The following is a 12,854-nucleotide window of genomic DNA, read 5'->3' as shown; positions in this document are numbered from 1 at the left end:
CCCGGCCACCTCAATACGGATCGACGGCATCGCGCAGGCCGTCGCCCAGCGCGTTGAAGGCAAAGACGGTGACCAGCACGAAGCCGACCGGCGACAGGATCCACGGATAGGTGCCGATGACCGAATAGGTCGCCGTGTCCTGCAGCATCAGCCCCCAGGAGATCAGCGGCGGCTTTACGGCAAAGCCGAGGAAGCCGAGAAAGGCTTCGAGCAGCACGACGGTCGGGATGGCGATCGTCACCGCGACGATGACATGGCTCATCACATTGGGAAAAATGTGCTGCATGATGATGCGCCGGTCGGTGGCGCCGACCGCCATGGCGGCGCGCACATAGTCGATGCGCGCCAGCGCCAGCGTCTTGCCGCGCACCTCCCGCGACATCTGCGCCCAGCCCAGCGCCGACATGACGATGATGACGAAACCGAGGAAGACATTGGTCGGCGCGGTGACCGGGATCAGCGTCGTCAGCGCCAGATAAAGCGGCAGCTGCGGGAAGGCGAGCACCAACTCGACAAAGCGCTGCATCCAGATATCGAACTTGCCGCCGAAATAACCGGAAACCATGCCGACGGTGGTGCCGATCAGCGTGATGATGAAGACCACCGTCAGCGCGATCATCAGCGAAACCCGCGAGCCGTGGATGGCGCGCGATAGCACGTCGCGGCCGAACTTGTCGGTGCCGAGGAAATGCACCGGCTGGCCGTCCATCGAGGCAAAGAAATGCCGGTCGGCCGGGATCAGCCCGAACAGCCTGTAGGGCGCGCCCTCGACGAAGAAGCCGAGCAGGCGCGGGTGGTCGTAGTCGGGGCCGACGATCGGCTGGAAGGTGACCGGATCGAGGTCGGCCGAGTCGGCCAGCGCATAGATCCTCGGCCTGAAGGTGAAATTGCCGTCCTTGTCATGAAAGCTCGGCACCTGCGGCGGCGCGAAAGCGACATCGGTCGCCTTCGGATCCGAGGGTGCGATGAAATCCGCGAAGAGAGCCATGACAAGCAGAAGCACGACTAGGAAGAGCCCGGCCATGCCGGTCCAGGAGCGCTTCAGTCGGCGCCAGACCAGCGCGATGTAGCTCTCATTGGCGTGCGCCGGTTCGGCTATGGCCACGCCTTCGGCCGGTGGCGGCGGGGAGGGGTCGCGCGCCAGCATCTAGCGCTCCCCGAACTGACGCACGCGCGGGTCGAGCAGCACGAGCAGCAGGTCGGCGATGACGTTGCCAACGATCAGCGTCGCCGACAGCACCATCATGAAGGTGGCGGTGACATAGACGTCGCCGACCGCCATGGAGCCGACGATGGCCGGGCCGACGGTCGGCAGCGCGAAGATGATCGCCGTCTCGATCTCGCCCGTGAGCATATAGGGCAGCACCACGCCCTGATACATCACCAGCGGATGCAGCGCGTTGGGCACGGCGTGCCGCATCACCACTGCGCCGCCGGTCAGACCCTTGGCCTTGGCCGTTTCAACATATTGCATGTTCAGCGTGTCGAGCAGGTTGCCGCGCATGACGCGCATGTTGTAGGCGAGGCCGCCGAAGGTCGCGATCGCCACCACCGGCCAGACATGCTTGACCAGGTCGACGAACTTCGCCCAGGACCACGGCGCGCCGCCATACTGCGGCGAGAAGAACGAGCCGATCTCCGACACGTTGAACTGGAAGACCAGCAGATAGACGATGATCAGCGCCATCAGGAAGCGCGGCACCGTCATGCCGAGGAACGAGATCGCCGAAAGTGTCGAGTCGATCCAGCTATACTGCCTTGTCGCCGCCCATATGCCGAAGCTGATGCCGAGCACCGAGGCGAGCAGGTGGCAGACCAGCGCGAGCAGCAGCGTGCGCGGCAGGCGTTCGCCCACGACGTCGGCCACCGGCTTGTTGTAATAGAGGCTGTAGCCGAAATCGCCGCGGGTGACGATGCCGCCGATCCAGTTGAGATACTGGACGGGCAGCGGCTTATCGAGGCCATGCTCGACGCGGTAGGCCTGCGCCTGCGCATCGGCTTCGGCGTAGGACGCGCCGCCCTGGTTGATGAGCTGCGATTTGATGTAGTCGGCATAGTCGCCCGGCGGCGCCTGGATGATGGCGAAGGTGACGAGGCTTAAGATCGCGAAAACCGGAATCGCCGAAGCGATGCGCATGAGCAGGAATCGCAGCATCGGATCGTCCGCCTTCTTGTCTGCCCGCCGCTCCCCTGGGGTGCGTTCGGAGATTTCGCTTGTCCGGCCGCACCGCGGCGCGGCCGGACGTCTCTCGGTCAGGGGAGGTAAGCTTAATCCATCGGTCCCTTATCGCCAGGCTTGCCGGGCAATTCCTTGGGGAACAACTCATACTTTGCCTGCTTGTCCGCCTTGACGAACACGCGCTCGCGCATGATCGAATCCTCGGCCCAATTGAACATGAAGATCGGCGTGCCCTGCGGGATGTTGGAGAAGCGCTTGTTGATGATGAGCGCGCCCGGATATTCCGTCAGGCCGACATTGTAGACATGCTCGGTCGAGATCTTCTGGAAGTTCCGCATCAGCTCGGCGCGCTGGTCGTTGTCCTGCGTCGAGACGAACTTGTTGACGATATCCACGAGGTCCTTTTCGAAGGGCATAAGGTCGACCTGGCCGCTTTCCGGCGCGCGATGGTTCCAACTGGTCTTCGGGCCGACTGGCGCCAACTGCTCGGTGTTTTGAACGACGGAGGTGAGCTCGGTTTCGTTTCGCCGGATCAGCCAGTCGAAGCGGCCGGAATATTGCGTGGCATCGCGCTGCGTGCCGTTAAGCCCGTTGAGAACGACTCTGAGGCCGAGTTTCTCCATCTGCGCGACCACACCTTCGGCAAGGCTCTTGTCGGTGGTGTAGTCGTTGTTGACCAGCATGACGATCTCGACATCCTTGCCGCCGGCGGTGCCGGCCGGGAAGTTCACGATGCCGTCGCCGTCGGTATCCTTGAGACCCGCCTTGGCGAGCAATGCTTTCGCGCCTTCGAGGTCGAACGGATAATAGACCGTTGACTTGCGGTCATAGAAGCTGGTGCCGGACGAGAAGCCGCCCGGATAAATGGCGGTGAACGGGCCCTTGACCAGCGAGTCGCCCAGCGCCTTGCGGTCGAGCGCCATGGTGACGGCCTTGCGGAAGTCCTCGTTGCGGTTCAACTCGCGGATCGCCTGGCCGCGTTCGTCCGGGTTGCCCCAGCCATTGGCGGAAAAGTTCATGCGCAGATTGTAGCCGATGAGACGCGGGCCGAAGGCGAGGCGTGCAGGTGCATTCTTGTCAGCCGCGCGTTTCAGCGAGGCGACGAAGTTCTCCGGCTGCTCGAGGTTGGAGAAATCTCCGGAGCCGGCAACAGCCTGCACGTCGCGGTCGGCCCAGGTCGAGAGCTTGTAATGCAGCTCGTTGAGATAAGGCAGCTGGTTGCCCTTCTCGTCGACCTTCCAATAGTAGGGGTTGCGGCGCATGACGATGATGTCGTCCGGCCGGTATTCGACCGGCACCCAGGCGCCCATCACCGGCATGTTCATATATTCCGGCGGGAAGGCGTTCTTGAACTGGTCGTAGGTGTTCTTCGAATATTTCGGATGCTGCGGCTTCAGGATGTGCGACGGGCCGGGGCAGAAAGTGCCGTAAGCCATGGCATAGAGATACTGCCGCGGGAACGCCTCCTTGAACGTCCACTCGACCGTGTAGTCGTCGATCTTCTTCAGCGTTGTGCCGACGCCGAAAGTTTCCGGCGTGGCGCCGTTCAGAGGCGAGACGTTCGGATCGACCACCTCGTCGTCCCAGTAGAACATGACGTCGTCGGCATTGAAGGGCGCGCCGTCGGACCATTTGGCGCCTTCGATCAGATGCATTGTCAGCTTGTGGCCGTCGCTCGACCAGTCCCAGCTCTTGGCGAGGTTGGGCAGCGGCTCGGTGTCCTTGGCCTCGACCTGGAACAGCGGCGCCGTGCGCGTCAGGCATTCGGAAAGCCCGATGTCGATGCCGCCCCAGCCTTGCGTCTGGCCGGCGCCGTAGTTCCAGCCTTCCGGCCGGCCGCCGATGACATGGCGCATCGTGTCGCCATAGACGCCGATGCCGTCCGGCATGTTGGCGGTCTTGAAGACCAGCGGTTCCTTCGGCAGCCTGTCCTTGACCGGCGGCAGCTTGCCGGTCTTGACGTATTTCTCGGTCACCCAGTCCGGCTCGTGATATTCGGGCAGCGCCTTGAACTCCAGGATGGAGTCGCGCGCCACATAATGGATCTTGCCTTCGGCCGGGAATGTCGCAGGCTGCGGCGGGGTCGTCGGCTCGGAAGCGAAGGCGTTGAGTGCTTGGACTGAAACGCCGAGCATCAGCCCAGCGGCAATGCCAGTTCTACGAAAAGTCCTCATAGTCTCCTCCCAGATGTTTGTGGACGTCTGCTGCTGCCCGCCTCTTGCGAATTTCTTGCCGAGCCGCCTCCTGCGACCCGGCCTGCTTGCCTTTAGGCCTCAGCCGGCCTGTTTCAGCGCCGCCTTTTCGGCGCGCAATTCCTCGATCGAGCGCACGCTGCGCCGTGCGGCGCCCGCCCATTCGCGGGTCTTGACCTTGGCTTTCGAAAGCCGCTCCTTCGCCGCCGGAACGGCGTGCGCATATTGCGGCAGCCATGCGGCTTCAGCGACCACCATCTCGTCTACCATCTGCCAGACCTCTTCCGGCGTCGACACTGCGCCGACCAGCGGATCGTGCAGCACGGCGAGTTTCAACAGGTCGATGTCGCCGGCGATCGCCGCATGCACCGACATGCGCTGCACGTTGATCGAGGCCATGCAGGTGGCCGCACATGCCTCCGGCAGCGTGATGCCTGCCGCCATGTTGATGCCGAAACGGTCGACGAAGCCGGGCGATTCGATAATCGCGTCCTGCGGCAGGTTGGTGATCACGCCGTTGTTCTTGACGTTGAAGTGGCCGCGATAGACGCGGTTGGTTTCCAGCGCCTCGAGGATATGGCTGGCATGCTCGTTGGAGCGTTTTGCCGGGTCGATCGGCTTCGACGCTGCTTCGAGGAACTGCGGATATTCCTTCTCGAACCAGTTGCGGGTCTCGGTCGAGTAGCGCAGGTAGCCGCCGGTCTCACCGTGGATCCAGTCGGACATGTCGATCCAGCGCGTGATCTCGTCGGGGCGTTTGCGGTACCAGGGCAGATATTCGGACAGGTGGCCGTTGCTTTCGGTCGAGTAGACGCCGAAGCGCTTCAGCACGTCGATGCGCAGTTTTTCCTGCTTCGAATAGACCGGATGGGCCTCGAAGGCGGCGACCAGCTCGTCCTTGCCGATCGGCCGGCCGTTCAGCTTGAGCTCGATGAACCAGGTCTGGTGGTTGATGCCGGAGCAGACATGGTCGAGCTCTCTGGATGACTTCGCGCCGAGCACTTCGGCGATCTGCGCGGCGCCGTGCTGGACGCCGTGGCAGAGGCCAACCGTATCCACCTTGCCGTATTCGATCGCCGCCCAGGTGTTCATGGCCATCGGGTTGGCATAGTTCAGGAATTTCGCGCCGGTCGCAGCGACTTCGCGAATGTCTTTGCAGAAGTCCAGGATCACCGGAATGTTGCGCTGACCGTAGAGGATGCCGCCGGCGCAGATCGTGTCGCCGACGCACTGGTCGATGCCATATTTCAGCGGGATGCGGATGTCGTCGGCATAGGCCTCCAGCCCGCCGATGCGCACGCAGCTGATGATGTAGCGCGCGCCCTCCAGCGCCTGGCGGCGGTTCGTGGTCGCCGTAACTTTGGTCGGCAGCTTATTCGCCTCGACGATCCGGTCGAGGATCGCCTTGATCATCCCAAGATTGTGCTCGCTGATGTCGGTCAGCGCGAATTCGATGTCCTGGAATTCAGGCACGCACAGAATGTCGGTGAACAGCTTCTTGGTGAACCCGACGCTGCCCGCGCCGATAATAGCGATTTTGAAGCTCATCACCTTCACCTCGATCCAACTGAATGCCAGGCAAGGAGCAACAAAGGAGGATTTGGGCCGCGCGCCATCGCGCATCAGCCACTCAAAGCCGGAAAATCCGGCTCTTTCTCCTCCCGCCCGCTCCTCGACCGCGGGTCTATCGCGTTCTGAGAAGTTGGATTATGCCCTTATTGGCGGGCGCCGCCAGAGAAGGATTATGCTTTCGAGGGTAATTTTGTGCTGCGTGACCTGATCGCCTACGGGGAGCTGATGCGGACGATTTCGCTGCCGCGCGGGCGCCAGCGGCTGCATGCCATGCCGACAAGCACCGGCTATGAGGTGCGCGAGGACGAAACCTATGACTGGGATGGAAGAAAGCGTGGCCAGACTCCGTTCACGGTGCTCCAGCATACAATCAGCGGCACCGGCCAATTGCGTTACGAGAACCGCAACTATCGACTGCAGGCGAACGACACGCTGCTGGTTCTGGTGCCGCACAACCATCGCTACTGGTTGGCCAAGGGTGACCGCTGGGAATATTTCTGGATCTCGATGAACGGCGAGGAGGCGCTGCGCATCCACAAATCCATCTTAAGCGTCTCGGGCCCGGTGTTCCGGCTGCAGCCGGCGACCATCGATCATCTCGCCGATTGCAGCTTGCGGCTCATCAAGGGGGCGGCTTCGCCCGGCGCGGCGTCGGCGATCGCCTATGAGGCGGCGATGGCGCTTTACGACGATGTCTTCGGCTCGCATGCCTTCGCCGAGAAGCAGAGCGCCATGCAGCCGGTCATCGACCACATCAACGCCAATCTCGACAAGCCGCTGCCGGTGGCGGAGCTGGTCGAGATCAGCGGCCTCAGCCGCGCCCATTTCTCGCGCTGCTTCGCCGAGAGCGAAGGACTGCCGCCGGCGGAGTTCGTCCTGCAGCAGCGGCTGCAGCGCGCGGCGAAGCTGCTCACCAAGGCCGATTTCCTGCCGGTCAAGGAGGTCGCGGTGCTGTGCGGGTTCGAGGACGCGAACTATTTTTCCAAGGTCTTTCGCCGCTGCTACGGCATCAATCCGACGCAGTTCCGCACCACGGGCATGTACGCCAGCCTCGGCAACCATCGCTGATGCTTGGGATTCAGTGCCGCCTGTGGTCGAGAGCGGTCGACGCGGTCTTGACCGGATCGGCGGCGGCAAAGGCCGCGTCGATCTGCTCGGGCGTGCGCTGCTCGGTCCGCTTCCAGGCGACATATTGCACGATGCCGAAGCCCGGGCGCCGCGGCACTGTCTTCACGACAGGCATGCGGAAGCCGTCGCGGAATTTCTCCCAGCGCGCGCCGAGCACCGCGACCATTTCTTCCACGGTCGGCGGCGTCGCCACATCGGCATAGGTGATGGTCACCTTGCCGGCGAGGGCTTTTTCGCGCGAGAGCGGCACCGGGATCGAGGCGAGATAGTCGGCCGGCACGTCGAGCAGTCCGCCAGAGGCCCATTGTCGGCGCAGCTCATCAGCGCTCATCGGCGCGACGCTGACGTCGATGTCGTTGGGCGTGCCGGGCACGCGGTAGGGGCAGCGGAAACGGCCGCAATTCGCCTGCGCCGAGAATTGCCACAGCGCATAGCCCTGCCAGTTGCCCATCGGGAAATGCACGTCGATGTCCGGCTTGTAGCGCGCATACCAGAGTGGCAGCCGCGACAGCAGCCGATACTGGTAACGGTTGTCGGCGATGTACTGGGCGGTCTTGCCGTTGACATAGAGCACCGGGAACCGGCCGACGCGGCGATGCACCTGGCGCACGAATTCCTCGGCGTCCTCCAGCGACATCCATTGCGTCGGGTCGATGCCTTCAATGTCGAGAGCCATCAAGTCGTCGGGCGCCGGCTCGGCGAAGTCGATGAAGTTGTTGGCCTGCTCGACCGGGTTGCCGGGACGGGCCAGGTGATAGGCGCCCCATTTCAGGCCGAGCGCCTTGGCCACCACCTTGCGCGTCTGGAACAATTCGCGCGTCACCGCATAGCGCTTCCACTGCGCCTTGCAGAGTTTGACGTCGGCCTCGGCGCCGAGGCAGAAATAAGGCGGCGGCAGCCCGTCGGACGCCTTGTTGATGAAGCCGGCGACGCGCTTGTCGGTGATAAGCTGCTGCCAGTCGATCGAGTTGTATTCGTAGGCGTCGATCACCAGCGGGCGGTCGGCATTCTTCCACGGCTCGGAGAAATCCGAGGCCTTTGCCGCCGTGCCCAGCGCAACCGCCGCAGCGATCAGCGCCAGGCGGCGAAGAGTGCGCGCCGGCTTTTTCAATCAGGGTGTCCCCACTGACCAGGGAACGATCCTGAACCGCTATGGTTAAGGAAGTGCTTTCACAACATCGGAGTGCTTCGGTCCGTTCCGGAACGTCAAAAAAGTATCGGTCGGGTGGACAAGCCGTGGTGGCAGGGGCTTCAATTGCCGCCTAAGCTTTCAATCATGGCGGCCAGTGGGAAGAGACGGGCCCGCCTGACGAAGCGCAGCAACCGGTCACAAGACCGGACCCGCGCGGGGAGGAAAATGAACATGAATCCGGACCTGGAAGTCGTCCAGATCAGACAGGGAGAGTCGTTTAAGGCCTGGGCCCACGGCTATCCTTTCCGCACCGTGCGCTGGCACTTCCATCCCGAATACGAACTTCATCTGGTCGTCGCCACCACTGGCCGTTATTTCGTCGGCGATTTCATCGGCGAGTTCGAGCCAGGCAATCTGGTGCTCACCGGGCCGAACCTGCCGCACAATTGGGTCAGCGACGTGCCGCCGGGCGAGACCGTGCCGCTGCGCGGCCGCGTCGTGCAGTTCTCCGAAGAATTCATCGCCAGCGCTTCAGCCGCCTTGCCCGAACTTGCCGCCTGCGCCGGCATCCTAGAAACCAGCCGCCGCGGCGCGCTGTTCTCGCCGGCGACGGCCGAGCTTGCGGCGCCTCTGCTGGCGGAGTTGACCGAGGCGCAGGGCGTGCGTCGCCTGTCGCTGTTCATGGCCGTGCTCGACATCTTGAACCGCGCCGGCGACGTCCGCACGCTGGCCAGCGCCGGCTATCTGCCCGACCCCTCCGGCTTCATGTCGGCAGGCATCAACCAGGCGCTCGCCTACATCAATTGCCACCTGACCGAGCCGTTCAGCGAAGGGACGCTGGCCGAGATCGCCGGGCGCAGCCCGAGCGCCTTCTCGCGCAGCTTTCGCCGCCACACCGGCATGGCGCTGGTGCAATATGTCAACCGGCTGCGCATCAACCTTGCCTGCCAGTTGTTGATGAGCGAGGCACAGATGTCGATCACCGAGATCTGCTATGCCGCCGGCTACAACAACATCTCAAATTTCAACCGCCAGTTCCTGGCGCAGAAAGGCATGTCGCCTTCGCGTTTCCGGGCCTTGCTGGCTGAGAACATAAACGCGGAGATTGCCGCCTAACAGGGAGGAAACCGGGAGGAGCTCAAAGCAATTCCAAAAGGAATTGCGTCAACACCAAAGAGACATTCAGGGAAGGAAGAACGCGGGGTGCAAGGCACCCGGTGCTGGAGATCGTTTGTTGTGAAATCCAGCACTTCAGGAGGATGTTTGCGCGGCTTTACCAGGATCGGATCGATCCTCAGCCGACTGATCATACTCCTTTCAACAGTTCGACATGCAGTCAAGGCCTGGCGCGCCGTTCACCGCGCAGGTCCTCGTGAAACCATTTCTCGGAAGGGAGACATTCGAATGACCAGACATGCTTGGAAATCGCCGTTTGCCTTGAAATCGACCATCGCGGCCGTTTTCGCCGTCTCGCTGCTCGGCAGCACGGCGGCGCTCGCCGACACCGTCACCGATGCGACGGTCGCGTTCCTGATGCCCGACCAGGCATCGACCCGCTACGAACAGCATGACTATCCGGGCTTCGTCGCCGAGATGAAGAAACTGTGCCCGGGCTGCAAGGTGATCTACCAGAACGCCGATGCCGATGCCGCGCGCCAGCAGCAGCAGTTCAATTCGGTGATCTCGCAGGGCGCCAAGGCGATCGTCCTAGATCCGGTCGACTCCACCGCCGCCGCCTCGCTGGTGAAGCTAGCGCAGAGCCAGGGCGTCAAGGTGATCGCTTATGATCGGCCCATCCCGACGGCGCCCGCCGATTTCTACGTGTCCTTCAACAATGAAGGCATCGGCAAGGCGATTGCGGATTCGCTGGTGGAGCACCTCAAGGCGCTCAAGGTCGATCCTGCCGGCGGTGGCCTGCTGCAGATCAACGGCTCGCCGACCGACGCCGCCGCTGGCCTGATCAAGAAGGGCATCCATGAGGGCCTCGACAACAGCGGCTACCCGATCCTGGCCGAGTTCGACACGCCGGAATGGGCGCCGCCGAAGGCGCAGCAATGGGCGAGCGGCCAGATCACCCGCTTCGGCACCAAGATCCTCGGCGTCGTTGCCGCCAATGACGGCACTGGCGGCGGCGCGATCGCTGCCTTCAAGGCGGCGGGCGTCGATCCGGTTCCGCCGGTAACCGGCAACGACGCGACCATCGCGGCGCTGCAACTGATCATCGCCGGCGACCAGTACAACACCATCTCCAAGCCTAGCGAGATTGTCGCGGCCGCCGCGGCCAACGTCGCCGTCAAGCTCCTGTCGGGCGAGACGCCGAAGGCCGAGATGACGCTCTACGACACGCCCTCGCAGCTCTTCACGCCGGCTGTCGTGACGCAGGAGAACCTCAAGGCCGAGATCATCGACAAGAAGATCAACACGGCGGCCGAGCTCTGCGTCGACCGCTATGCTGAAGGCTGCAAGAAGCTCGGCATCACCAACTGATCAAGTGGCATCCGGCCGCCCATGGGCGGCCGGATGTCCAGGCAACGACTGTCAAGAGAGGCGGCGCATGAGCGAAAGTCCTGAAGGGTCGGCATCCGTCGGCGAGCTGGTGCTCAGCCTGCGCGGCATATCCAAGAATTTCGGCGCCGTCTCGGCGCTGACCGATATCGACTTCGACGTCCATGCAGGCGAGGTCGTCGCCCTGGTCGGCGACAACGGCGCCGGCAAGTCGACGCTGGTCAAGATTCTGGCCGGCGTGCATCAGCCGAGCTCGGGAACGATCAATTTCCGCGGCCGGCCGGTCACGCTGCCCGACCCGCGCGCGGCTCTGACGCTCGGCATCGCCACGGTGTTCCAGGACCTCGCGCTTTGCGAGAACCTCGATGTCGTCGCCAACATTTTCCTCGGCAACGAGCTCAGCCCGCTTCGGCTGGACGAGGTGGCGATGGAGATGCGCGCCTGGACGCTGCTCAACGAATTGTCGGCGCGCATTCCGAGCGTGCGCGAGGCGGTCGCCTCGCTGTCCGGCGGCCAGCGCCAGACGGTCGCGATCGCACGCTCGCTGCTGCTCGAGCCGAAGCTCATCCTGCTCGATGAGCCGACCGCCGCGCTTGGCGTCGCGCAGACGGCGGAAGTGCTCAACTTGATCGACCGCGTCCGCGCCCGCGGCCTCGGCGTCGTCATGATCAGCCACAACATGGAGGATGTCCGCGCCGTCGCCGACCGCATCGTGGTGCTGAGGCTCGGGCGCAACAACGGCGTCTTCGAGCCGGATGCCTCGAACCAGGACCTGGTGAGCGCCATCACCGGCGCGTCCAACAACGCGGTGTCGCGCCGCGCCGAGCGGCTGCGGGCAGAACGCGATCACAGCGCACAGGCGGGGGAGCAGCGTCCATGACGGAGCAAGGCAATTCGGCTCCCCTGGCGCTCGATCGCGCCGATGCGCGCGTGAAGCATGAGGCAGGCATCGGCGGCGCGGTTCGCGCCTTCCTCGATCGCGTACGCAGCGGCGATCTCGGCTCGCTGCCGGTCATCGTCGGCCTCGTGGTGATCTGGACGGTCTTCACCAGCCTCAACCCGGTCTTCGTTTCGAGCAGCAATCTGGTCAATCTCCTGTTCGATTGCTCGACGGTCGGCGTCATCGCGCTCGGCATCGTCTGCGTGCTGATGGTCGGCGAGATCGACCTCTCGGTCGGCTCGATCAGCGGCTTCGCCTCTGCGATGGTCGGCACGCTGTGGGTCAACCAGGGCTGGCCGGTCGCGCTGGCGATCCTGGCCGCGCTGGCCTTCGGCGCCCTGATCGGCTCGCTCTATGCCTTGCTGTTCAACCGCCTCGGCATGCCGAGCTTCGTTTCGACGCTGGCCGGCCTGCTCGCGGTGCTGGGCATGCAGCTCTACATCCTCGGCTCCACCGGCTCGATCAACCTGCCCTATGGCTCGGCCCTGGTGGATTTCGGCCAGCTGATGGTGATGCCGAAATGGGTCTCGCACACGCTTGCCGCGATCCCGGGTTTGGCGATGCTGGTCAGCGGGCTTCGCACCTTCGCGCGCCGCCGCGCGGCCAATCTGTCGACCCCGTCCGTGGCCGGGCTCGTCCTGCGCGTCGCCGTCATAACCATCGGCCTCGAGCTGATCGTCGCCTACCTCAACCAGTCACGCGGCATCCCGTGGATGTTCGGCCTCTTCGTTGGCCTAGTCGTAGCTATGAACTATGCGCTGACCCGGACCAAATGGGGGCGCTCGATGACCGCCGTCGGCGGCAACCGCGAGGCGGCACGGCGTGCCGGCATCAAGGTGCGCGCCATCTATCTCAGCGCCTTCGCGCTGTGCTCGCTCTTCGCCGCGCTGGGCGGCGTGCTTGCAGCCGCCAGGCTCGCTTCCGCCAGCCAGCAGGCCGGCACCGGCGACGTCAATTTGAACGCCATCGCGGCCGCGGTCATCGGCGGCACCAGCCTGTTCGGCGGCCGCGGCAGCGCCTATTCCGCGCTGCTCGGCATCATCGTCATCCAGTCGATCGCCAGCGGGCTGACGCTGCTCGATCTGTCCTCGTCGCTTCGATACATGATCACCGGTGCCGTTCTGGCCATCGCCGTGATCGTCGACTCCCTCGCGCGCCGTTCCCGTGCCTCGCACGGCCGCGCCTGATCCGTTCAAACGAGAAGGG

The 12,854-nt window shown here is 63.8% G+C and carries 10 protein-coding genes; 5 read left to right on the top strand and 5 right to left on the bottom strand.

Translation table 11 applies throughout. From position 1 onward, the window contains the following. Positions 1-10: 10 nt before the first annotated feature. From CK230_RS06650 to CK230_RS06635, 4 genes are all read right to left on the bottom strand, one after another. Positions 11-1,147 (bottom strand): ABC transporter permease, encoded by a 1,137-nt coding sequence (locus CK230_RS06650; RefSeq protein ID WP_095816351.1) that lies wholly within the window; start codon positions 1,145-1,147, stop codon positions 11-13. Further along, complete coding sequence (locus tag CK230_RS06645) at positions 1,148-2,155, bottom strand: ABC transporter permease (protein ID WP_095816350.1); 1,008 nt, start codon at positions 2,153-2,155, stop codon at positions 1,148-1,150. It lies immediately after the preceding gene. Between the two features lie 113 nt (positions 2,156-2,268). Continuing rightward, the gene (locus CK230_RS06640; RefSeq protein ID WP_095816349.1) at positions 2,269-4,353 is read right to left on the bottom strand and encodes an ABC transporter substrate-binding protein; all 2,085 of its coding nucleotides are present in this window, start codon (positions 4,351-4,353) and stop codon (positions 2,269-2,271) included. A 99-nt stretch (positions 4,354-4,452) separates the two neighbouring features. After that, a complete protein-coding gene (locus CK230_RS06635) occupies positions 4,453-5,919 on the bottom strand; it encodes an alpha-glucosidase/alpha-galactosidase (RefSeq protein ID WP_095816469.1) in 1,467 nt (488 codons plus the stop codon). Positions 5,920-6,168: 249 nt separating this feature from the next. Here CK230_RS06635 and CK230_RS06630 point away from each other — a divergent pair, with 249 nt between their 5' ends. Next, positions 6,169-7,011, top strand: coding sequence for an AraC family transcriptional regulator (locus CK230_RS06630; RefSeq protein WP_095816468.1), 843 nt, complete (start codon positions 6,169-6,171; stop codon positions 7,009-7,011). A 10-nt stretch (positions 7,012-7,021) separates the two neighbouring features. Here CK230_RS06630 and CK230_RS06625 read toward each other — a convergent pair whose 3' ends face one another. Then, entirely contained in the window at positions 7,022-8,182 is a 1,161-nt protein-coding gene (locus CK230_RS06625; RefSeq protein WP_095816348.1) for a glycoside hydrolase family 25 protein, read from the bottom strand. A 252-nt stretch (positions 8,183-8,434) separates the two neighbouring features. On the opposite strand from CK230_RS06625, the gene CK230_RS06620 reads away from it, so the two are divergent. From CK230_RS06620 to CK230_RS06605, 4 genes are all read left to right on the top strand, one after another. Then, complete coding sequence (locus CK230_RS06620) at positions 8,435-9,319, top strand: AraC family transcriptional regulator (protein WP_042641694.1); 885 nt, start codon at positions 8,435-8,437, stop codon at positions 9,317-9,319. A 288-nt stretch (positions 9,320-9,607) separates the two neighbouring features. Beyond that, the gene (locus tag CK230_RS06615; RefSeq protein ID WP_095816347.1) at positions 9,608-10,690 is read left to right on the top strand and encodes a sugar ABC transporter substrate-binding protein; all 1,083 of its coding nucleotides are present in this window, start codon (positions 9,608-9,610) and stop codon (positions 10,688-10,690) included. Between the two features lie 67 nt (positions 10,691-10,757). After that, positions 10,758-11,588, top strand: coding sequence for an ATP-binding cassette domain-containing protein (locus CK230_RS06610; RefSeq protein ID WP_095816346.1), 831 nt, complete (start codon positions 10,758-10,760; stop codon positions 11,586-11,588). Then, positions 11,585-12,835, top strand: coding sequence for an ABC transporter permease (locus CK230_RS06605; protein WP_095816345.1), 1,251 nt, complete (start codon positions 11,585-11,587; stop codon positions 12,833-12,835). The genes CK230_RS06610 and CK230_RS06605 overlap by 4 nt, the downstream gene beginning before the upstream one ends. Positions 12,836-12,854 lie beyond the last annotated feature (19 nt).

The organism is Mesorhizobium sp. WSM3859 (genome assembly GCF_002295065.1).
In the GTDB taxonomy this organism is placed as follows: domain Bacteria; phylum Pseudomonadota; class Alphaproteobacteria; order Rhizobiales; family Rhizobiaceae; genus Mesorhizobium.
The sequence above is the reverse complement of the archived record's forward strand: the minus strand, read 5'-3'. Positions and strand labels throughout refer to the sequence as shown.